Source organism: Nocardioides marmotae (assembly GCF_013177455.1).
GTDB classification, from domain to species: Bacteria; Actinomycetota; Actinomycetes; order Propionibacteriales; family Nocardioidaceae; genus Nocardioides; species Nocardioides marmotae.
In genome coordinates this window covers 409932-431068 of the sequence record NZ_CP053660.1, presented here as the reverse complement: position 1 = coordinate 431068, position 21137 = coordinate 409932, and the positions used below count along the sequence as shown (strand labels likewise).

22 protein-coding genes are annotated in these 21137 nt (G+C 74.4%); 8 read left to right on the top strand and 14 right to left on the bottom strand.

Annotated features, from left to right (window positions below; all coding sequences use genetic code 11):
• Positions 1-22 precede the first annotated feature (22 nt).
• Positions 23-1594, bottom strand: a complete 1572-nt coding sequence (locus HPC71_RS01980; RefSeq protein WP_154612906.1) for a class I adenylate-forming enzyme family protein — start codon at positions 1592-1594, stop codon at positions 23-25.
• Positions 1595-1669: 75 nt separating this feature from the next.
• Here HPC71_RS01980 and HPC71_RS01975 point away from each other — a divergent pair, with 75 nt between their 5' ends.
• The 3 genes from HPC71_RS01975 (at position 1670) to HPC71_RS01965 (ending at position 4795) form a co-directional block, all read left to right on the top strand.
• On the top strand, positions 1670-2554 hold the full coding sequence (locus HPC71_RS01975) for an HAD family hydrolase (RefSeq protein WP_216656512.1): 885 nt from the start codon (positions 1670-1672) through the stop codon (positions 2552-2554).
• Positions 2555-2692: 138 nt separating this feature from the next.
• Entirely contained in the window at positions 2693-3454 is a 762-nt protein-coding gene (locus tag HPC71_RS01970; RefSeq protein ID WP_154612905.1) for a sigma-70 family RNA polymerase sigma factor, read from the top strand.
• Positions 3455-3550: 96 nt separating this feature from the next.
• Complete coding sequence (locus HPC71_RS01965) at positions 3551-4795, top strand: DUF5667 domain-containing protein (protein WP_154612904.1); 1245 nt, start codon at positions 3551-3553, stop codon at positions 4793-4795.
• A 193-nt stretch (positions 4796-4988) separates the two neighbouring features.
• Here HPC71_RS01965 and HPC71_RS01960 read toward each other — a convergent pair whose 3' ends face one another.
• From HPC71_RS01960 to HPC71_RS01910, 11 genes are all read right to left on the bottom strand, one after another.
• Positions 4989-6137, bottom strand: a complete 1149-nt coding sequence (locus HPC71_RS01960; RefSeq protein WP_154612903.1) for a lysophospholipid acyltransferase family protein — start codon at positions 6135-6137, stop codon at positions 4989-4991.
• A complete protein-coding gene (locus HPC71_RS01955; RefSeq protein WP_216656511.1) occupies positions 6130-7209 on the bottom strand; it encodes an NAD-dependent epimerase/dehydratase family protein in 1080 nt (359 codons plus the stop codon). The genes HPC71_RS01960 and HPC71_RS01955 overlap by 8 nt, the downstream gene beginning before the upstream one ends.
• Positions 7210-7225: 16 nt before the next feature.
• On the bottom strand, positions 7226-7327 hold the full coding sequence (locus HPC71_RS01950) for a 30S ribosomal protein bS22 (RefSeq protein WP_008356322.1): 102 nt from the start codon (positions 7325-7327) through the stop codon (positions 7226-7228).
• A 147-nt stretch (positions 7328-7474) separates the two neighbouring features.
• The gene (locus tag HPC71_RS01945; protein ID WP_154612902.1) at positions 7475-7681 is read right to left on the bottom strand and encodes a helix-turn-helix domain-containing protein; all 207 of its coding nucleotides are present in this window, start codon (positions 7679-7681) and stop codon (positions 7475-7477) included.
• A gap of 149 nt (positions 7682-7830) precedes the next feature.
• The gene (locus HPC71_RS01940; RefSeq protein ID WP_154612901.1) at positions 7831-9027 is read right to left on the bottom strand and encodes an acetoin utilization protein AcuC; all 1197 of its coding nucleotides are present in this window, start codon (positions 9025-9027) and stop codon (positions 7831-7833) included.
• Between the two features lie 38 nt (positions 9028-9065).
• A complete protein-coding gene (gene proC, locus HPC71_RS01935; RefSeq protein WP_171896005.1) occupies positions 9066-9869 on the bottom strand; it encodes a pyrroline-5-carboxylate reductase in 804 nt (267 codons plus the stop codon).
• A 10-nt stretch (positions 9870-9879) separates the two neighbouring features.
• Entirely contained in the window at positions 9880-10857 is a 978-nt protein-coding gene (locus HPC71_RS01930) for a proline dehydrogenase family protein (protein ID WP_154612900.1), read from the bottom strand.
• Between the two features lie 46 nt (positions 10858-10903).
• Entirely contained in the window at positions 10904-11641 is a 738-nt protein-coding gene (locus HPC71_RS01925) for an ABC transporter permease (protein ID WP_171896004.1), read from the bottom strand.
• Complete coding sequence (locus HPC71_RS01920) at positions 11638-12396, bottom strand: ABC transporter ATP-binding protein (protein ID WP_154613489.1); 759 nt, start codon at positions 12394-12396, stop codon at positions 11638-11640. Before HPC71_RS01920 ends, HPC71_RS01925 begins: the two co-directional genes overlap by 4 nt.
• A 71-nt stretch (positions 12397-12467) precedes the next feature.
• Entirely contained in the window at positions 12468-13259 is a 792-nt protein-coding gene (locus tag HPC71_RS01915) for a sugar phosphate isomerase/epimerase family protein (protein ID WP_171896003.1), read from the bottom strand.
• A complete protein-coding gene (locus HPC71_RS01910; RefSeq protein ID WP_154612898.1) occupies positions 13256-14197 on the bottom strand; it encodes a Ppx/GppA family phosphatase in 942 nt (313 codons plus the stop codon). The genes HPC71_RS01915 and HPC71_RS01910 overlap by 4 nt, the downstream gene beginning before the upstream one ends.
• 34 nt (positions 14198-14231) lie before the next feature.
• On the opposite strand from HPC71_RS01910, the gene HPC71_RS01905 reads away from it, so the two are divergent.
• The 3 genes from HPC71_RS01905 (at position 14232) to HPC71_RS01895 (ending at position 16477) form a co-directional block, all read left to right on the top strand.
• Positions 14232-15020: a DUF3109 family protein gene (locus HPC71_RS01905; RefSeq protein WP_171896002.1), complete on the top strand. Its 789-nt coding sequence runs from the start codon at positions 14232-14234 to the stop codon at positions 15018-15020.
• Between the two features lie 114 nt (positions 15021-15134).
• A complete protein-coding gene (locus HPC71_RS01900; protein ID WP_154612896.1) occupies positions 15135-15773 on the top strand; it encodes a VOC family protein in 639 nt (212 codons plus the stop codon).
• Between the two features lie 26 nt (positions 15774-15799).
• Complete coding sequence (locus tag HPC71_RS01895) at positions 15800-16477, top strand: class I SAM-dependent methyltransferase (protein ID WP_253943866.1); 678 nt, start codon at positions 15800-15802, stop codon at positions 16475-16477.
• Positions 16478-16492: 15 nt separating this feature from the next.
• On the opposite strand, the gene HPC71_RS01890 is transcribed toward HPC71_RS01895, so the two are convergent.
• A complete protein-coding gene (locus tag HPC71_RS01890; protein ID WP_171896001.1) occupies positions 16493-17545 on the bottom strand; it encodes a LacI family DNA-binding transcriptional regulator in 1053 nt (350 codons plus the stop codon).
• 203 nt (positions 17546-17748) lie between these two features.
• Here HPC71_RS01890 and radA point away from each other — a divergent pair, with 203 nt between their 5' ends.
• Together radA and disA are read left to right on the top strand one after the other, a co-directional pair.
• Positions 17749-19167, top strand: a complete 1419-nt coding sequence (gene radA / locus HPC71_RS01885) for a DNA repair protein RadA (protein ID WP_154612895.1) — start codon at positions 17749-17751, stop codon at positions 19165-19167.
• Positions 19168-19228: 61 nt separating this feature from the next.
• A complete protein-coding gene (gene disA, locus HPC71_RS01880) occupies positions 19229-20311 on the top strand; it encodes a DNA integrity scanning diadenylate cyclase DisA (protein WP_216656596.1) in 1083 nt (360 codons plus the stop codon).
• A gap of 9 nt (positions 20312-20320) precedes the next feature.
• On the opposite strand, the gene HPC71_RS01875 is transcribed toward disA, so the two are convergent.
• Positions 20321-21073 (bottom strand): hypothetical protein, encoded by a 753-nt coding sequence (locus HPC71_RS01875; RefSeq protein WP_154613486.1) that lies wholly within the window; start codon positions 21071-21073, stop codon positions 20321-20323.
• Positions 21074-21137: the final 64 nt, after the last annotated feature.

Here is a 21137-nt window from a genome sequence, read left to right as displayed (position 1 = left end):
CCTCATCGCTCGACTCCCCCGCTCAGTCCACCAGGTCCGTGGCCCGGCGCCGCTCGCGCTGGCGCAGCCGGCCCTTCTGCACCTTGCCGGTCACGGTCAGCGGCAGCTCGGCGACGACCTCGAGCCGGACCGGACGCTTGTACGCCGCCAGCAGCGCCGCGCAGCGCTCGACCGCGGCCTCACGCACCGCCGCGGGGTCGGCGCCCGGTCCGGCGACGAGGAAGGCGACCACGGCCTCGCCGGTCGTCTCGTCGGGGACGCCGATCACCGCCGCATCGCGGACGCCGGGGACGTCCTTGAGGACCTCCTCGACCTCGACGGGGAAGACGTTGAAGCCGGAGACGATGACCAGCTCCTTGACCCGGTCGACCAGCATGAGGTCGCCGGCCTCGTCGAGGATGCCGACGTCCCCGGTGCCCCACCAGCCGTCCTCGCCCGGGCCGTCGGCGCCGTCGGGCCAGTAGCCGCTGAAGAGGTTCGCCCCGCGGACCTGGATCTCGCCGGGGTCGCCACCCGCCACGACACCGCCGGCGGCGTCGACGAGCCGGACCTCGATGCCCGGCAGCGGCGCGCCGACCGAGCCCCGCGCCGGCGTGCCGGTCGAGCAGAGCGTGCTCGTGACGACCGGGGCGGCCTCGGTGAGCCCGTAGCCCTGGTGGACCGGGACGCCGGTGAGGTCGGTGAACTCCTCGACCACCTCGGGCGCCAGCGGCGCGGAGCCGGACAGCACGAGGCGGACCGGGCCGAGCCGCTCGGCCAGGCCGTCGATCCCCTTCCAGTGGGCGAAGACCGGGGGCGCGACCGGCAGCACGCTGCAGGCCTCGTCCTCGACCAGGTCGAGGGTGCCCTCGGGGTCGAATCGCTCGACGAGCACGAGCTTGGCGCGGTGCCGCAGCACCCCGCCGAGGACCGCGTTGAGCCCGTACACGTGGAACAGCGGGAGCACGCCGAGCACGACGTCGTCGCCGTGGATCATCCGTGGGCTCACCGACGCGACCTGCTCGATGTTGGCCAGCAGCGCGCGATGGGTGAGCATCGCGCCGCGCGGGAGCCCCGACGTACCGCTGGTGTAGAGGAGCACCGCGAGCTTGTCGGGGTCCTGGAGCGGCGGCACGGGGCGCGCCCGGTCGGCGCGCAGGTCGTCGTAGGAGCGCTCGCCGGGCTGGAGGGTGCCGCCCACGACGACGACCCGCGGCGCGGGGGCCGGCACGGCCGGGTCGGCGACCGCCGCGCGGACGGTCGTCACGGTGTCGGGGTCGGCGAGGACCATCCGGGCCCCGCAGTCGGCCAGCATCCGTGCCACCTCGGCGGGGGTCGAACCGGGGTTGACCGGGACCGCGACGGCCTGGGCGCGCAGCACCGCGAGGTACGTCGTCACGAACTCCAGCCGGTTGCCGACCACCAGCATCACCCGGTGCCCGGCGACGATCCCGGCGGCGGAGAGCCCGGTGGCGACGCGCCCGACCTCGTCCTCCAGCCCGGCCCAGGTCGCGCTGCGGCCGCCGGCCTCGACGACCGCGATCTTGTCGGGGTTCTCCCGCGCGGCGATGGCCACCAGGTCGGCCAGGTCGGCCGGGACGGACGGGGCGGGCATGCCTCGATCCTTCCACACCGTCCGGGTCCGCGCGGGGCCGAGCGAGCACCGCCCAGCGGGGCTACGCTGACCCGGGTGACCCCGCCGCAGCGCCCCCGGATCCCGCTGGACCTGCGCCAGCGCTCCGCGCTCGCGGGCGAGGCGGCCGCCTCCGCGGCGGAGGTCGAGCGGGCCCTGAACCAGCCGGCCGACCCGACGGCCGCGGCGTTCTTCGACGTCGACAACACCGTCATGCAGGGCGCCAGCATCTTCCACCTCGCGCGCGGGCTCTACCGGCGCAAGTTCTTCTCCAGCCGCGAGATCCTCGGGGCGGCCTGGAAGCAGGCCTACTTCCGCGTCGCCGGCGTCGAGGACCCCGACCACGTCGCCGACGCACGCAACTCCGCGCTCGGCTTCATCGCCGGGCACACCGTCGCGGAGCTCCAGGACCTCGGCGAGGAGATCTTCGAGGAGGCGATGGCGCACCGGATCTGGCCGGGCACCCGCGCCCAGGCCCAGCTCCACCTCGACGAAGGCCAGCGGGTCTGGCTGGTGACCGCCGCCCCGATCGAGATCGCGCAGATCATCGCCCGTCGGCTCGGGCTGACCGGCGCGATGGGCACCGTCGCCGAGCACGTCGACGGCGTCTACACCGGCCGGCTGGTCGGCGACATGCTCCACGGGCCCGCGAAGGCCGAGGCGGTCAAGGCGCTCGCCGCCCGGGAGGGCCTCGACCTGGCCCGCTGCTCGGCGTACTCCGACTCCTACAACGACCTGCCGATGCTCGAGCTGGTCGGCGACCCGTGCGCGATCAACCCCGACGGGCGGCTGCGCGGGCACGCCCGCCAGCAGGGCTGGCGGGTCCGCGACTACCGCACCGGCCGCAAGGCGGCCCGCGCCGGCCTGGTGCTCGGCGCGGTCACCGGCGCGGCCACCGGCACCGTCGCCGCGGGGGTCGCCCTGCGCGGGCGGAACAGGTGACCGTCCGGTAACAAGACCGCGTCGCCGGCGTGTCGATGGTCTGGACCTGTCTTGGGCCGTTTCGTTCCCACGGGGCGGCGAGCGGGCCTACCATCGGCAGCGGCTCGGGGGAGCCGTTGGCCGGGAGGGGTTGTCCACATGCCGTGGGACGGTGCGGGTGTCGCGCGCGGGCTGGAGGCCCTGCGCTGCGAGGTCGCGCGTCTGCTCACCCCCGCCGGGCACGTGCTGTGGACCGAGGCGCTGGCCGGCGACGGCCCGGGCGCGCCCGTCCCCGGTGGCCCGGGCGGGTCAGGAGGCCCGTCGTACGGCGACGGCGCGCTGGCCACCTCCTCGGAGGAGTCCGAGGCCGACCGCACCCGGCTGATCGCCCTGGTCGAGCTGGCCCGCGGCGGCGACGCCGAGGCGTTCGGGCTGCTCTACGACCACTACCAGGGATCGGTCTACCGCTTCCTCTTCTACCGGACCCGCTCCGCGCCGCTCGCCGAGGACCTCACCTCCGAGACCTTCTTCCGCGCGTTGCGCTCGATGCAGAACTTCCGCTGGCAGGGCAAGGACTTCGGCGCCTGGCTGATGACCATCGCCCGCAACCTCGCGACCGATCACTTCAAGGCCGGCCGAACCCGCCTGGAGATGACCACCGAGGACATGGGCCAGCACGACGACACCACCGAGGGCCCGGAATCCGCGGTGCTGGCGAGCCTGACCAACGAGATCCTGCTCAAGGCACTCACCGAGCTGCCCGACGAGCAGCGCGACTGCCTGGTCATGCGCTTCCTGCAGGGGATGAGCATCGCGGAGACCGCCGCGGTGCTCGGCCGCAGCGACGGTGCCGTCAAGCAGCTGCAGCTGCGCGGGGTGCGCAACCTGGCCAAGCTGATGCCGGAGGGCCTCCGTGGCTGACCTCCGGCACCGCGTAACCTCCGTCGTCGACCCGTCGTTGAGTCGGGTGTCCGCGCAGGGTGGCGCGGGCACGACCCAGACGACAGGACTGATCCGATGAGCCCCGTGTTCGCGGCGCGTCGACGCGCTGAGGAGTTCGACTCCCTGCTCGAGGGCACCGCGACCCGCGAGCTGCACGACGCGCGGACCGTCGAGCTCGTCGAGCTGGTCGGCGCCCTGCGCTCGACCCCGCCCGCCGAGGCGCGGCCGGCCTTCGTCGCCGACCTGCGCGAGCGGCTGATGGCCGAGGCCGCGACGGCGCTCGTGCCCGCCCCCGCCCGGGCCCGCGACGAGATCGAGAGCCGGCTGACGGTCGCCCCGCGTCGTACGGCGCGGGACCGGCGGATCGCCGCCGCCGTCGGTGGCCTCGCGATCGTCGGCGCGACCACCTCGATGGCGGTCGCGGCCCAGACCTCCCTGCCCGGCGACACCCTCTACCCGCTCAAGCGGGCCATCGAGAACGCCCAGACCGGCTTCAGCGTCAGCGACAACCAGAAGGGCAGCCACCTGCTGGCCAACGCCCAGGGCCGCCTGCGCGAGGTCGAGCAGCTGAGCCAGTCCGACGAGGCGCGCGAGTCGGCGACCGAGACGACCATCGCCACGACGCTGGTGGAGTTCACCGACCAGGCCAGCGCCGCCTCCGAGCTGCTCATCAAGGACTACGAGGAGAACGGCCACGCCGCGGCGATCACCGAGCTGCGCGACTTCACCGGCGACAGCATGGACGCCCTCGCGGGCCTCGAGAGCCTGCTGCCCGACGGAGCCCGCCCCGCGCTCATCCAGGCCGCCCAGCTCCTCACCCAGATCGACGCCGAGGCGGCCGCGCTGTGCACCGTCTGCGGCGGCGAGGGGATCTCGGTCATCCCGCCGTTCGCCGTCCAGGCCGTCGAGGACGTCCTCGGCGGGCTCGTCGGCGCACTGACCCCGCCGATCCAGGCGGCCGGGCCCGGCGAGGGCCGCGGCTCGGGCAAGGGCCCCGGCAAGGGCGAGGGCCGGACCTCCGACGTCCGGCCGGGCCAGGGCACCGGCGGGCAGAGCGCGCCGACCGACATCCCGACCCTGCCCCCGACCACCGACGGCCCGGGCCAGGGCACCTCGCCCTCGCCGGCGGGTCAGCCGTCCACCATCGGCGGCGTCCTCGGCAACCTCCTCGGCGGGGGCGGCAACGGCGGGTCGAACGGCGGCGGCGCGAACACCTCCACGCCCACGACGCTGCCCGAGGTCATCGACGACGTCCTCGGCGGGGTCGGCGACCTGGTCGACAGCATCCTCCAGCCGCCGAAGGGCACCAAGACCCCCTGACTCAGGGGACGGCCGAGGGATTCAGGGTCCGGCCGAGGGATTCAGGACGGCGGCGTGGCGCCGGCCGCGAAGCGGCACGGAGCGGAGCTCCGTTGCGACACGCCCGTCCCGTCCAAATCAGGACGGCGGCGTGGCGCCGGCCGCGAAGCGGCACGGAGCGGAGCTCCGTTGCGACACGCCCGTCCCGTCCAGATCAGCGGAAGACGGACTGGCGCTGCATGAGCAGCGTGTACAGCGTCTGCTGGATCGACTCGCGCACCTGGTCGGTGACGTTGAAGACCAGCATCGGGTCGTCGGCGGCGCCCTCGTCGTACTCGTCGGTGCGGACGGGCTCGCCGAACTCCAGCAGCCACTTGGACGGCAGCGGCACCAGGCCGAGCGGTCCGAGCAGGGGGAAGAGCGGCGTGATCGGCACGTAGGGCAGGCCGAGCAGGCGCGCCAGGGCGGGCACGTTGCCCACGAGCGGGTAGATCTCCTCGGCGCCGACCACCGAGAGCGGCACGATCGGCACGCCGGTCCGCAGCGCGGCGGAGACGAAGCCGCCGCGGCCGAAGCGCTGGAGCTTGTAGCGGTCGGAGTAGGGCTTGCCGATCCCCTTGAAGCCCTCCGGCCACACGCCGACGAGCTCGCCGCCGCGGAGCATCCGCTCGGCGTCCTCGTTGCAGGCCAGGGTCGCGCCGCCCTTGCGGGCCAGCGTGCTGAGCACGGGCGTGCGGAAGACGAGGTCCGCGCCGAGGGGGCGCAGGAACCGGCCGGTGTGGTCGTGGATGGAGACCATCGTCATCAGGCCGTCGACGGGGACGGTGCCGGAGTGGTTGGAGACGACGAGCGCTCCCCCGTCGGCGGGGACGTTCTCGATCCCGCGGACCTCGATGCGGAACCACTTCTCCGCGACCGGGCGCAGGGCGGCCATGAAGAACCGCTCGGCGACCTCCTGGTCGAAGCCGTACTCATCGACGGTGTAGTCGCCGGTGACCCGGCGGCGCAGGAAGGCGAGCAGCTGGGCGAGCTGGGGCTCCCACTGGTCGCCGAAGACCTCGCGGGCGGCGTGCTGGAAGGCGGCGAGCCAGTCCGAGACCGGGATGCCGCGGGCGTCGCGCTCCTCGGTGGTCACCGGCGCGCGAGGGGCCGGGGCGGGCCCGGGCTCGACCGGCTCGACCGGGTGCCGGTCCAGGGCGGCCGGCTCGGGCGCAGTCGGCTCGGGCGCAGTCGGCTCGGCCGGCGCGGGCTTGCGGGGGCGCCGGCCCGCGGCGAGGTCGCGCGCGGCGGACGAGGGCTGCTTGCCGGTGCCGCGACCGGGGCGCCCGCGCGTGCCGATCGGGATGATCTCCGCATCACCCATGGTCGGCTCCCTTCGTCGGCACGACCGAGGCCGGCGGCTCCGGCAGGGGCCGGGCGGTCCCCCGGTCGAGCTGCTGCTGGACCGCGGCGAGGGCCCGGTCGGCGTGCCCGCCGGTCGGGGGCAGGGAGCGCCCGAAGTCGGCGAACGCCTCCGCGGTGGAGTAGGCGGGCTCGTAGCCCAGCACCGAGCGCATCCGGGTCGTGTCGACCCCGCGCCCGTAGGTGAGGAAGGCGAGCTGCTCGGGTGAGAAGTCCGCGACCCGCGCGCGCCGGAGCACCGACCCGAGGCCGCCGACCGCCGGGGCGGGCAGCGCGACGCTCGGCCGGCCCAGGCGGCGTACGGCCTGGGAGAGCATGAGGATGCCGTCGCCGGCGACGTTGTAGGTGCCGGGGACGTCCTCGACCGTCGCGTGGCGCAGCACCGCGAGCAGGTCGTCCTCGTGGAGGAACTGCAGGCGCGGGTCGTAGCCCACGACGGTGGGGATGACCGGCAGCCGGAAGTAGGAGGTGATCGGGCTGGAGACGTGCGGCCCGATGACGTTCGCGCAGCGCAGCTGGGTCACCCGGACGTCCGAGCGGCGCCGGGCGAAGCCGCGGACGTAGCCCTCGATCTCCGCGACGTCCTTGGCGTAGCCGCTCCGCGGGGCGCGGCGCGGCTCCATGTCCTCGGTGAACATCGCCGGGTCACGGTTGCTGGCGCCGTACACCGTCGTCGTCGACTTCACGACGAGGTGCCGCAGGCTCGGGGCCTTCTGGCAGGCCGCGAGGAGCTGCATCGTCCCGATGACGTTGAGCTCCTTCATCGTCCCCCGCCCGCCAGCACTGGCGGGGGTGGAGATGACGCTCATGTGGACGACGGTGTCGACATCCTCCTTGGCGATCACCTTGGCGATCACCGGGTTGCGGATGTCGGCACGCACGAACGAGACGTCGCCGAGGTCCCCCCGCGGGGGGACGACGTCGACGCCGATGACGCGGGCGACGGTGGGCTCGGCGGCGAGCGAGCGCGCGAAACGTCGACCGAGGTCTCGTGAGACCCCGGTGACGAGCACGACCCGGCCGCCGGTCACCACTGCGCCGCGGGCAGGCCTACTTGCCGAGCTTGCGACGCTGGACGCGCGTCTTCTTCAGCAGCTTGCGGTGCTTCTTCTTGGCCATGCGCTTGCGCCGCTTCTTGATGACAGAACCCACGGGATACCTTTCGACAGCTGTGCGTCACCCCGGGAGTCGCCCGAGGGACCGGGACAGCCTATCCGGCGCACCGAACTGCGCAGAATCGGGTGTCCGGAGTGGACGCCGGCCCCAGGAACGACCCAGGGACGGCGGTGGTCAGGTGGGTCAGCCGGCGTCGTAGAAGCTGCGCCGGATGTACTCGTTGGCGTCCTCCTCGCGGACGCGGAACGAGCGGCCCACGCGCACGGCGGCGAGGTCGCCGTTGTGCACGAGGCGGTAGACGGTCATCTTCGAGACCCGCATCATCGCCGCCACCTCGGCGACGGTCAGGAACTTCGCGTCGGAGATGTCTCCGGGCGGGTTGGCAGCCATGGCACACCGTGCTTTCTCTGCGCCCGCCACCGGCTTCCCCACCAGTGATCACACGGGCGCGCTTCGGTGAGAATAGGGGCAGGTGTGACTGGTGGGGAAGAGCAATCCTGAAGAAACTTCTGGGACTTCGGCGTGTCCGCTTGCACTGCCTACGGCATCGGGTCCAGGCCGTGCAGCGGAAAGGTCGCCATCCGGGTCGCGTGGATGGCCCGGTCCAGCCAGGTGTCGGGGTCGTAGCCCTCGCGCCAGTCGCGGTAGGCGGGCGTGCGCCCGTCGGTCATCAGGGACGGCGCGGTCCGCTCCAGCCGCTCCTTGACGTGCTCGCGCCACTCCCCGGGCGTCTCGGTCGCCGGGTCGAGCGGGGCGCCGCCGACGATGGCCAGCAGGTGGGTCCAGGCGCGCGGCACGACCTCGACCAGCGCGTAGCCGCCGCCACCGGTCACCACCCACCGGCCGCCCGCGACCTCGTGGGCCAGGTCGTGCAGGGCGAGGTAGGCCGCCCGCTGCCCGTCGATGCTCAGCATCAGGTGCGCGAGCGGGTCCTGGGCGTGGGAGTCGCAGCCGTGCTGGGTCACCAGCACCTGCGGGTCGAACTCGCGCAGCAGCGGCGGGACGACCGCATGGAAGGCGCGCAGCCAGCCCGCGTCGGAGGTCCCCGGCGGCAGCGCGAGGTTGACGGCGTACCCCTGCGCCTCGCGGCCGCCGACGTCCTCGGCGAAGCCGGTGCCCGGGAAGAGCATCTGGCCGGTCTCGTGCAGGGAGATGGTGAGCACCCGGGGGTCGTCCCAGAAGACCCGCTCGACGCCGTCGCCGTGGTGCACGTCGATGTCGACGTACGCCACGCGCTCGGCGCCGTTGTCGAGCAGGTGCTTGATGCCGACGGCCACGTCGTTGTAGATGCAGAAGCCCGCGGCCCGGTCGGGCATCGCGTGGTGCAGCCCCCCGGTGATGTTCGCGGCGTGGAGCACCTCCCCCGCCCAGACCTGGCGGAAGGCCTCGACGCTCGCCCCGACGACGTGGGCGGCGGCCCGGTGCATGTCGCGGAAGACCGGGTTGTCGTCGGTGCCGAGGCCGTGCCGCTCGTCGGGCGCGACCGTGCGGCCGGCCCGCTCGACGGCCTCGATCAGGCGCGGGTCGTGGACGGTGGCGATCAGGTCGTTGCTGGCGACCGGGGCCGCGGCGAGGCGCAGGCCGCTGGTCGCACCCGGGCCGACGACGCCGAGCGCGGTCGCCAGCCGCATCGTCAGGTCGACGCGCAGCGGCGACATCGGGTGGGAGGGACCGAAGTCGTACTCCGCGAGGGCCTGGTCGAAGACGACGGTCGAGGGTCCCTCGCACGTGGGCATGGGCGGGACGGTACTCGTCCCGGGCCCCGGCGAGGAGGTCAGGAGCCCTCGGCGAGTGCCCGCGACCGGTCGCGGGCGGCCTCCATCGCGGCGAGGAACGCCGCACGGACCTTGTGGATCTCCAGCTCGCGCAGCGCGGCGGCGGTGGTGCCGGCCGGGGAGGTGACCTGCTCGCGCAGGACGGTGGGGTGCGTGCCGGTCTCGCGCAGCATCTTCGCCGAGCCGACGAGGGTCTGGATGACCAGGTCGGAGGCCGTGGCGCGGGGCAGGCCGAGGTGCACGCCGGCCTCGATCATCGACTCCACCACGAAGAAGATGTACGCCGGCCCCGACCCGCTGATCGCGGTGACGGCGTCCTGCTGCCGCTCGGGGATCCGCACGACCCGCCCGACGGAGGCCATCAGCGACTCGGCCTCGGCGAGGTCGGCCTCGGAGCAGTGCGACCCCGGGGAGACCGCGGCCATCCCCTCGTCGACGAGCGCCGGGGTGTTGGGCATGACCCGGACGACCGCGACGCCCTCGGGCACCCGCGCCTCGATGAAGGCGGTGGTGATGCCGGCCGCGAGCGAGACGACCAGCTGCCCCGCGCGCAGGGCGGGCGCGACCTCGGCCAGCACGTCGGCCATGTCCTGGGGCTTGACGACCAGCACGACCGTGTCGGCGGCGGCCGCCGCCTCCACGTTGGGCACCACGGCGACGCCGTACCGCTCCTCGAGCTCGCGGGCGCGCTCGGCGCGCTTCTCCCCCACCAGCAGGTCGTCGACCCGCCGACCGGCTCGGACCAGGCCGGAGAGCAGGGTCTCGCCCATGACGCCGGCGCCGATGATCGCGGTCTGCGACACGGGTTCGCTCCTACCTCTTCGAGATCAGTGACCGGAGGAAGAATGTCAGGTTCTGCGGACGCTCGGCGAGGCGGCGCATGAGGTAGCCGTACCACTGCTCGCCGTAGGGCAGGTAGACCCGGACCGCCTCGCCGGCGGCGGCCAGCCGGCGCTGCTCCTCGGGGCGGATGCCGTAGAGCATCTGGAACTCATAGGTCCCGCGCTCGCGGCCGTAGCGGGTGGCCAGCGAGGAGGCGATCTCGACCATGCGGGGGTCGTGGGTGGCGATCATCGGGTAGCCCTGGCCCGCGAGCAGGATCTTCAGGCAGCGGACGTAGGCGGTGTCGACGTCGAGCCGCGACTGGTAGGCGACCTCCTCCGGCTCGTCGTAGGCGCCCTTGCACAGCCGCACCCGCGAGCCCTCGTGGGCCAGCTCGCGGCAGTCGGCCTCGGTGCGGTGCAGGTAGGCCTGGAGCACCGCGCCGGTCTCGGGGAAGTCCTTGCGCAGGTCGCGCAGGATCGCCAGCGTCGAGTCGGTGGTGGTGTGGTCCTCCATGTCGAGGGTGACCGTGGTGCCGGCGTTGCGCGCGGCGCGGCAGATCCGGCGGGCGTTCTCCAGCGCCACCTGGTGGCCGCTGCTGCGCTCGGAGGTGCCCAGCTCGGAGGTGCCCAGCTCGGAGGTGCCCAGCGCCTGGCCGATGGCCGAGAGCTTCACCGAGACCTCGGCGTGCCGGGCCAGGCCGCGCGCGGAGAGCTGGGCGAGCAGCTCGACGTAGGCCTCGACGGTCGCGTCGGCCTGGGCGAGGTCGGTGGTGTCCTCGCCGAGGAAGTCCAAGGTGACCTTCAACCCGCCGTCGACCAGGTCCGCGGAGGTGGCCACGGCGGCCTGCGTCGTCTCGCCGGGCACGTAGCTGTGCACGATGCCGCTGGAGACCGGCAGGGTGCTGACGAGGCTGCGGACGGCGTCGCTGCGGGAGAGCAGCAGGAGCGGCTGGCGGAGCACGGACATGGTCTGGAGGGTACGTCGGCGGGGAGCGCGCCCGGCCCGAGGCGGGTCAGGGGGTGCGCCGGCGCAGGGTGACCGCGCCGAGCGCGAGCCCGGCGACCGCGAAGCCGACGACCACGCCGAGGTCGCGCCAGACCGCGCCGGTCGTCGCGGAGGTGGTCAGGTGGAGCATCGCGTCGGTGGCGTAGGACAGCGGCAGCACGTCGCTGAGCGCGCCCAGCACGTCGGGGAGCAGGTCGCGGGGCACGAACAGCCCGCACAGCAGGATCTGCGGCACGACCAGCGCCGGCATGAACTGCACGGCCTGGAACTCGGTGCGCGCGAAGGCGCTGACGAAGAGCCCCAGGGCGGTGCCGAGCACCGCGTCGGCCACCGCGACCACGCCCAGCAGCCAGACCGGGCCGACCACGTCGAGGTCGAGCAGGCCGACGCTGACCCCGACCGCGAGCGCCGCCTGCACCGCCGCGACCAGCCCGAAGGCCAGCGCGTACCCGAGCAGGAGGTCCAGCCGGCCGGTGGGCATCGACAGCAGCCGCTCGAGGGTGCCGCTGGACCGCTCCCGCAGGGTCGTCACGCTCGTGACCAGGAACATCACGACGAACGGGAAGATCGCGAGCAGCGCCGGGCCGACCCGGTCGAACGTCGCGGAGCCGACGTCGGCGTACATCCACGCCAGCAGCGCGATGAGCACGCACGGCACCACCAGCAGCATCGCCAGCGTGCGGCGATCACGGCGCAGCTGGGTCAGCACGCGGGCCGCGACCGCGAGCGTCACCCGGGGGCTCACGCCGACTCCCCCGCGCCGCCCTCGACCAGGGCGAGGAAGGCCGACTCGACGTCGCTCGCGCCGACTCGCGCCTTGACCCCGGCCGGGCTGTCGTCGGCGATGATCCGGCCCTCGCGCATCAGCAGCAGCCGGTCGCAGCGCTCGGCCTCGTCCATGACGTGGCTGGAGACGAGCACCGCGGCGCCGGCGCCGGCCAGGCGGTGGAAGAGCGTCCACAGGTCGCGCCGCAGCACCGGGTCCAGCCCCACCGTCGGCTCGTCGAGCACCAACACGTCCGGCGCCCGGAGCAGGGCGACCGCCAGGCTCGCCCGGCTGCGCTCGCCTCCGGAGAGGCGTCCCACGGGGTCTCCGCGGTGGCTCTCCAGCCCGACCGCCGCGACCACGCGGTCGACGGCGTCTGCCCCGACCCCGAGCACCCGGGCGAAGAAGCGGAGGTTCTCCTGGACCGTCAGGTCGTCGTAGACCGAGGCGGCCTGGGTGACGTAGCCGACCCGGGCCCGCAGGTCGCGGTGGCCGGCGGGCCGGCCGAGCACCTCGACGGTGCCGCCGGCGACCCGCTGGACGCCGACCAGCGAGCGCAGCAGCGTCGACTTGCCGCACCCCGACGGGCCGAGCAGGCCGGTGACCCCGGTGCGGATCTCGAGGTCGAGGCCGTCGAGGACGGCCCGTCCGCCGCGCACGACGCGCAGGCCCGCCACCCGGACCACCGGGTCGGGCACCGACCGCAGCCGAGGGTCGGTCGCCGGTGTCGCCATGGTCGCCACGGTGCGCCCCCGGGCCGCCGCTGGCAAGCGGTCGGCCACCAGGCGCGCGGAGCGGGTCGGGCTCAGGCGCGGACGGCGAGGTGCTCGCGGGCGAACTCCAGCGACTCGCGCAGGTCGGCCTCGCGCTCCTCGCGGGTGCTGCACCGGCGGGTGTTGATCTCCAGGACGACCTCCCCGGAGAAGCCGGCACCGACCAGGTGGCGCAGGAACCCGGCGGCGTCCATCGACCCGCGACCCGGCACGAGGTGCTCGTCCTTGGCCGAGCCGGTGCCGTCGGTCAGGTGGACGTGCCGCAACCGGTCGCCGAGTCGCTCGGCCATGGCGATGGGGTCGTCGTGGGCGATGGCGGCGTGGGAGAGGTCGATGACGGTGTTGGCGTAGGGCTCGGTCGAGGGGTCCCGCCCGGGCAGGTACATCTCCACGCCGCGCCGCTGGCTGGCCCGCCAGGGGTACATGTTCTCCACCGCGAACGCGATGCCGGTGGACTCCTCCAGCGCGGCGATGCCGTCGACGAAGCCGGCGGCGTACTCCTTCTGCCAGCGGAACGGCGGGTGGACCACGACCACGTCGGCCCCGACCTCGTGCGCCATCTCGGCCGAGCGCTGGAGCTTGGCCCAGGGCTCGGTGCCCCAGACCCGCTGGGTGAACAGCAGGGTCGGGGCGTGGATCGCCGAGACCGGCAGTCCGTGGTGCTCGGAGAGCCGTCGGACCGCCGCCGGGTCCTGGCTGACCTTGTCCAGCGCCACCATCACCTCGACGGCGTCGTAGCCCAGCCGGGCCGCCCACCCGAAGGCGTGCGCGGCCGTCTCGGGGTAGACCGAGGAGGTGGACAGCGAGACCCGCAGGCCGGTCACTGCGGCCCCAGGACGCTCAGCGAGTCGAGCCGGTCGAGGATGACGCCCTCGCGCAGCGCCCACGGGCAGACCTCGAGCGCGGGCAGGTCGAAGATGTCCATGCACGCCTCGGCCACCAGCGCGCCGGGCACGACCTGGTGCGCCCGGCTCGCGGAGACGCCCGGGAGCGCGGCCAGCTCCTGGGTCTGCATCGCGGCCAGCTTCGGCACCCAGGCGCGCAGGACGTCCAGCGGCAGCGAGCGGGGCACCAGCGGCCCGTCCGCGGACGGGGCGGCCCCGCAGATCCGCGCGAGGGAGCGGAAGGTCTTCGAGGTCGCCGCGGCCCGATCGGGGCGCCCGGCGCGCAGCAGCTGGCCCGCGTCGCGGGCGATCTCGGCGCGCACCTGCTTGCGCAGCGTCCGGACGGTCTCCTCCGAGACCGACCCGCCCGCCAGCCGGGTGCGGGCCAGCCGGGCCGCCCCGAGCGGCAGCGACCAGGCGACGTCCGGCGCCTCCTCGGAGCCCGCGGCGATCTCCAGGGAGCCGCCGCCGATGTCGAAGACCGCCAGCCGCCCCGCCGACCAGCCGAACCACCGGCGCACCGCCAGGAAGGTCAGCCGGGCCTCGTCCTCACCCGAGAGCACCCCGATGTCGACCCCGGTGCGCTCCCGGACGTGCCGCAGGACCGCGTCGGAGTTCGTCGCGTCGCGCACCGCCGAGGTCGCGAACGCCAGCATGTCCTCGCAGCCCTTCTCCTCGGCGACGACGACCGCCTCCGCGGTGAACGCCGCCAGCGCGTCGACCCCGGCCGGGCCGACGGCGCCGACCGCGTCGAGGTGCTCGGCCAGGCGCAGCGGCCGCTTGAACGAGCTCGCCGGCAGCGGCGGCGCACCACCGTGGGCGTCGACGACCAGCAGGTGGCCGGTGTTGGAGCCGATGTCCAGGACGCCCAGGCGCATGCTCGCCAACGTACCCGCCCGTACCCTGACGCTCGTGCCGGAAGTGGACCTCGACTTTCCCCGGGCCTGGGTGGAGTTCGCCAACCCCGCGGACCCCTCCGAGGTGATCCGCGCCGACCTGACCTGGCTGACCTCGGCCTACACCTGCATCTTCGGCAGCGGGTGCGCCGGCATCTACGCCGACGCACCCGACGTCGGCTGCTGCACGCTGGGGGCGCACTTCGCCGACGAGGCCGACGAGGAGCGGGTCGCCGGGTTCGTCGACCAGCTCGACGAGGACCTGTGGCAGCTCAAGCCCGCCGGCCGCGCCGTCGAGCGCTCGGACTGGGTCGAGGTCGACGACGAGGGCGAGCGCAAGACGCTGACCGTCGTGGTCGACGGCCAGCAGGCCTGCGTCTTCCACAACCGCCCCGACTTCGCGCCGACCGCCGGCGGGCCCGGCAGCGGCGGCGCCGGCTGCGCCCTGCACGCCCTGGCCTACGTCCTGGGCCGCAACCCGCTCGAGACCAAGCCCGACGTGTGCTGGCAGCTCCCGATCCGCCGCACGTTCCGCGACGTCGAGCGCCCCGACGGCACCAGCTACACCGAGGTCTCGATCGGCGAGTACGACCGGCGCGGCTGGGGCCCCGGCGGCCACGACCTGGACTGGTACTGCACCGGCAACACCGAGGCCCACGTCGCCGTCGAGCCGCTCTACCTCACCTCCGCGGCCGAGCTGGTCGCCCTCGTCGGCCAGGCGGCGTACGACGAGCTGGCCCGGCACTGCGAGGCGCACGTCCGCTCCCGCTCCGCCCTCGCGATCCACCCCGCCAGCCCGTCCTGAGCCGGGCCGCGGAAGAGGCCACGGACGAGCCGTGGGGCACACCAGACCTCTCGACGTCAAGAGACCGTGACCCCAGTGTCGCGGTGACCCGCGCCACTCACGCACAATGCCGACATGCGCCTGGACCATCTGTCGTACGCCGCAGGACCCGATGGCCTGGCCAGCACCGCCCAGCGCATCGGGGGACTGCTCGGCCGGGAGTTCAGTGACGGAGGCGTGCACCCGCGCTTCGGCACCCGGAACATGACCCTCGCCCTCGACGGGGGCACCTACCTCGAGATCGTCGAGGCCCTCGACCACCCCGCCTCGGACAAGGCCCCCTTCGGGCAGGCCGTCCGCGCCCGCTCCGCCCTCGGCGGCGGCTGGCTGGGCTGGGTCGTGGCCGTCCCCGACATCACGCCCCTCGAGGAGCGGCTGGGCCGCCACGCCGCGCAGGGCAACCGGCACCGCCCCGACGGCACCGAGCTGCGCTGGAAGCAGATCGGCGTCAACGGGCTGATCTCCGACCCGCAGCTGCCGTTCTTCGTCCAGTGGGAGAGCCCCACCGAGCTGCACCCGTCGGCCGGCGCGTCCCCCGACTGGTCGCTGGCCTGCCTGGAGATCGCCGGCGACCCGCAGCGGGTCAGCGAGTGGCTCGGCCAGTCGGTCGACGCGCCGCTCGAGGACGTCAAGGTCGACTGGGTCGCCCCGCACGGCACGCCCGGCATCATCGCCGCCCAGATCGCCACCCCGAACGGCCTGGTCCGCCTCTGAACCAGGCGGCGGTCCCGCCGGGCGCGGTGCCGAGCCCGAACATCTGGCACCACACCGCGACCTACGAGACCGAGAACCGCGCCGTCGACCCCGACGGCCGGATCGAGGCCGCGATGGCCGCGGTCGCCCCCTGGGCCGGGCGGACCGTGCTCGACCTCGGCTGCGGCACGGGGTTCCACCTGCCGCGGTTCGCCGCCACGGCCGCCCGCGTCGTCGGCGTGGAGCCGCACCCCGACCTCGTCGCGCTGGCCCGGCGACGTACGCGACGGCTGGGGAACGTCTCGGTCGAGCAGGGCACCGCGCAGGCCGTGCCCCTGCCCGACGGCTCCGTGGACGTGCTCCACGCGCGGTGGGCCTACTTCTTCGGCCCCGGCTGCGAGCCCGGCCTCGCCGAGGTCGCCCGCGTCGTACGCCGCGGGGGGACCGCGTTCGTCATCGACAACGACGCCTCCCGCTCGACCTTCGGCCGGTGGTTCCGCCGCGGCTTCCCGCACCTGCCCGAGCCCGCGGTCGTCGAGCGCTTCTGGGCGCAGCAGGGGTGGACCCGCGTGCCGCTCGACGTCGGCTGGTCCTTCTCCTCGCGCGAGGACCTCGAGGCGGTCGTGCGGATCGAGCTGCCCACGAGCGTGGCCGAGCAGGTGCTGGCCGAGCACGAGGGCACCTCGGTCGACTACGCCGTCAACCTGTGGTGGCGCACCTTCTGAGCGGTCTTCTCGGGCTCAGGTGCCGAAGCCGACCGCGGAGGACGAGCCCCGCACGGTGAGCGTCGGGGTGAGCAGCACGCCGGGGCCGACGGCCGGCGGGTGCGCGAGCAGCCCCTCGAGCGCCTTGACCACCTCGACGGCGACCTCCTCGAGCGGCTGGCGCACCGAGGTCAGGCCGGGCGGCACCACCTGGGCGACCTGGGAGTCGTCGAACCCGACGACCGCGACGTCGCGCCCGGCGACCAGCCCGCGCTCGGCGAGGGTGTGCAGCACGCCCATCGCGAGGGTGTCGGAGGCGCAGACGAAGCCGGTGGGGCGCGCCTCGTCGAGAAGCACGGCGCTCGCGCCGCGGCCGGAGGCGACGGTGTCCTCGACCCGCGAGGCCAGGCCGGTGGTCGAGAGGCCGCGGGCGCGCAGGGCGCGGGTCCAGCCGGAGCGGCGGTCCTCGCCGATCCAGGAGTCCTTGCGCCAGCCGATCCAGGCGATCCGCTCGTGGCCCTGGTCGAGCAGGTGGCTGGTGGCCAGCTCGCAGCCGGCGGCGCCGTCGACGTCGACCCACGGGTGGTTGGCCGCCGGGTTGTCCCAGGGCCGCCCGAACGCCACGAACGGCGCGCGGCGCGCGCCCAGCCAGGCGGCCTGCGGGTTGCCGAGATAGGTGTCGGTGACGACGAAGGCGTCCACCGCGGTCGAGCGCAGCAGGTCGTCGTACCCGGCGAGCGGGTCGAGCGGGTCGCCGGCGAAGAGCAGCACGTGCTTGCCGGCCTCGCGGGAGGTCTCGACCAGGGAGTGCACGAAGCGGTCCATGATCGCGCTCGCCGTGCCCTCCTGCACCGGGTTGATCCGCAGGCCGACCAGGTGCGAGGCGCGGGTGCGCAGGTTGCGCGCGGCGCGGTTCGGCAGGTAGCCGAGCTCCTCGATCGCCTCCTGCACGCGCAGCAGCGTGTCGGCGCGCAGCAGGTCGGGGTTGTTGACGGCGTTCGAGACGGTCTGGCGGGACACCCCGGCCCGCTCCGCGACGTCGGCGAGGGTCGGCGGGGCCGTGGGCTGTCGCCCGGGGATCCGCGCCACCTCGACCTCCGACTCCGCTGTGCGTCCACCACGTGTCCGGACCGGACGTCCGGGATCGACGTCTGGGATCGACGTCTGGATCGTTCCAAAGCAATATAACGGCGGTCCGCCGCCCGCGTTCCCCCTCCGTCCGGGTGAGGCCCTCCGCGGTGTCGGCGACGGCCTCCGCGGGGTTGTCGGTGGCCTCGCCTAGCGTTCGGGGCATGCCGAAGCCACCACGCCCGACCTACCGGTGCAGCGAGTGCGGCTGGGAGGCCGCCAAGTGGGTCGGCCGCTGCGGGGAGTGCCAGGCCTGGGGCTCGGTCGCGGAGGCCGCGCTCGCGCCGGCCTCGCGCCGGGCCGCCGGTCCGGTGACCGCCCCGGCGCGGCCGATCGGGCAGGTGGCGGTGGAGGACGCCGCCCACCGCACCAGCGGGGTCCCCGAGCTCGACCGCGTGCTCGGCGGCGGCCTCGTGCCCGGTGCAGCGATCCTGCTGGCCGGCGAGCCGGGCGTCGGCAAGAGCACGCTGCTGCTCGAGGTGGCCGCCCAGACCGCGCGCTACCAGCACCGCACGCTCTACGTCACCGGCGAGGAGTCGGCCTCGCAGGTCCGGCTGCGCGCCGACCGCACCGGCGGCGTCCACGACCAGCTCTACCTCGCCGCGGAGACCGACCTCGGCGCGGTGCTGACCCACGTCGAGGAGGTCCGCCCCACGCTGCTGGTCGTCGACTCGGTGCAGACGATCGCCGCCGGCGACGTCGAGGGCGCCCCCGGCGGGGTCACCCAGGTCAAGGAGGTCTCCGCCGCCCTGATCCGGATGGCCAAGACCCGCGGCATCACCACGGTGCTGGTGGGCCACGTGACCAAGGAGGGCTCGATCGCCGGCCCCCGTGTGCTCGAGCACCTCGTCGACGTGGTGCTCCACTTCGAGGGCGACCGCGACTCCCGCTTCCGGATGGTCCGGGCGATGAAGAACCGGTTCGGCCCCGTCGACGAGGTCGGCTGCTTCGACCTCGGCCCCGAGGGGATCACCGCGGTCGCCGACCCGACCGGCCTCTTCGTCGAGCACCACCACGCCGGCGTCGCCGGCACCTGCGTCGCGGTCACGATGGAGGGCCGGCGTCCCCTGCTCGCCGAGGTCCAGGCCCTGGCCACGCTCTCGGCGCAGGAGCGCCCCCGGCGGACGACCTCGGGGCTGGACTCCTCCCGGCTCGCGATGGTCCTCGCCGTCCTCCAGCAGCACGTCGGGCTGCGCCTGGTCACCCACGACGTCTTCGCCTCGACCGTCGGCGGCGCCCGGCTCCACGACCCGTCGGCCGACCTCGCGATCGCGATCGCCCTCGCCTCCGCCACGCTGGGCACCCCGCCGCCGGCCGGCGTGGTGGCGATGGGCGAGATCGGCCTCTCCGGGGAGCTGCGCCGGGTCCGCGACCTCGACGTACGCCTCGGCGAGGCGGCGCGGCTCGGGTTCACCACCGCGCTCGTCCCGCGCCCCGCCGGCGCCCCGATCGACCCGCGGGCCGAGCAGCCCCGGACGGTCGAGGGGATGCAGGTCGTCGAGGTCCCCTCGGTGCTCGGCGCGCTGCTGCACCTCGGCCTGACGGCTCGCCAGGCGCGTCGCCAGCCGTCCATGGGGGACTGACGCCGGTCGTCGCTTAGGCTGCACCCGCCTGCACGACCCGCACCCGAGGAGGACACGCGTGGTGGCCACCGACCGCTCCGACGACGTCCTCCGCCTGCGCGCCACGCTCGCCTCGATCGCGCCGGGCACCGCCATGCGCGACGGGCTCGAGCGGATCCTGCGCGGGCGCACCGGCGCGCTGATCGTGCTGGGCAACGACAAGGTGGTGGAGTCGATCTCCACCGGCGGCTTCGTCCTCGACGTCCCCTTCACCGCCACCGGCCTGCGCGAGCTGGCCAAGATGGACGGCGGCATCATCGTCGACAAGGACCTCACCCGCATCCTGCGCGCGGCCGTGCACCTGATGCCCGACCACACGATCCCGTCGGAGGAGACCGGCACCCGCCACCGCACCGCGGACCGGGTCGCCCGGCAGACCGGCTTCCCGGTGATCTCGGTGTCGCAGTCGATGCAGATCATCGCGGCCTACGTCGGCGAGACCCGCCACGTGCTGGAGGACTCCGGCCAGATCCTGTCCCGCGCGAATCAGGCGCTGGCGACCCTGGAGCGCTACAAGCTGCGGCTGGACGAGGTCGCCTCCACGCTCTCGGCGCTGGAGATCGAGGACCTGGTCACCGTCCGCGACGTCGCGGTCGTCGCCCAGCGCCTGGAGATGGTCATCCGGATCGCGCGCGAGATCGAGGACTACGTGCTCGAGCTCGGCACCGACGGCCGCCTGCTCAGCCTCCAGCTCGAGGAGCTGGTGACCGGCGTGGACGCCGAGCGCGAGCTGGTCATCCGCGACTACCTGCCCTCCGGCAAGCGCAGCAAGAGCCCCGAGGACGTCATCGCCAAGCTCGAGGCGCTCTCCCCCACCGAGCTGGTCGACCCGGCCTCGACCGCCCGCGTCCTGGGCCTCGGCACCGCCGAGCACCTCGACGGCGCGGTCGCCCCGCGTGGCTACCGGCTGCTCGCCAAGGTCCCCCGGCTGCCCGCCGCGGTCGTCGACCGGCTGGTGGAGCACTTCGGCACCCTGCAGAAGCTGCTCTCGGCCGGCATCGACGACCTCCAGGCCGTCGACGGCGTCGGCGAGCTGCGCGCCCGCTCGGTGCGCGAGGGACTCTCTCGCCTCGCCGAGTCCACGATCCTCGAGCGGTACGTCTGAGCTAGCGGCTCAGCGGCGTCGGGGCTCGGCGGTCTTGGTGACCGTCGCGGCGACCGGCGCCTTGAGCTCGAACTGCACGTCGCTGGGCTCGCCGCCGAGCGCCGCGGCCGTCGCGTGGTAGTAGCCGGGCATCGCCCACTCGGTGATCCGGGTGCAGTCGTCGTCCATGCGCGCGGCGTTCCAGGTGACCGGGACGGCGGTGGTGACGTTGTTGCGGACCACGATGTCGTCGCCCGGCAGCGCCCGGCCGCAGGTCCTCGTCGACCAGATGCCGTCGCGGCCGGAGGTGATCGACAGGGTGACGTTGCCGCGGTTGACCCGCCAGGTGCACGCCGGCGTGGTGATCGTGCGGACGTTGAGCACGACGGTCACGTCGCGCCCGGCGATCGCCTTGGAGACCTCGGGGGTGACCGCGACGTCGGCGCCGTCGCAGCGGCCCGCAGGGGCCGCCAGCACCGGTTCGGTGGTCGTCGCCTGCCCGGGCCGGCCCTTCTTGCCCTTCCCGTTGCCGTTCCCGTTGCCGCTCCCCTGGGTGGGCCTCGTCTCCTCGGGCACCTCGGCGTCCGGGGTGGGGGTCAGGGTCACGGTGGCGGTGGGGCTGGCGTCCGCGGCGGCCGGGGCGGCCCGGCCGGGGTCGGACCCGTCGCCGCCGCCCAGCAGCTTGCCGATCCCCAGCACCAGGACCAGCGCGACCGTGAGCAGGACCAGGCGTCGGCGCCAGTACACCGAGGCCGGCAGCGGTCCCCGGGTCAGCGTGCTCATGGCGAGCAGGTTATCGAGTCGCGGCGCCCGATCCGGGGCGCCACACCGCTTGCCGGAGCCGCGT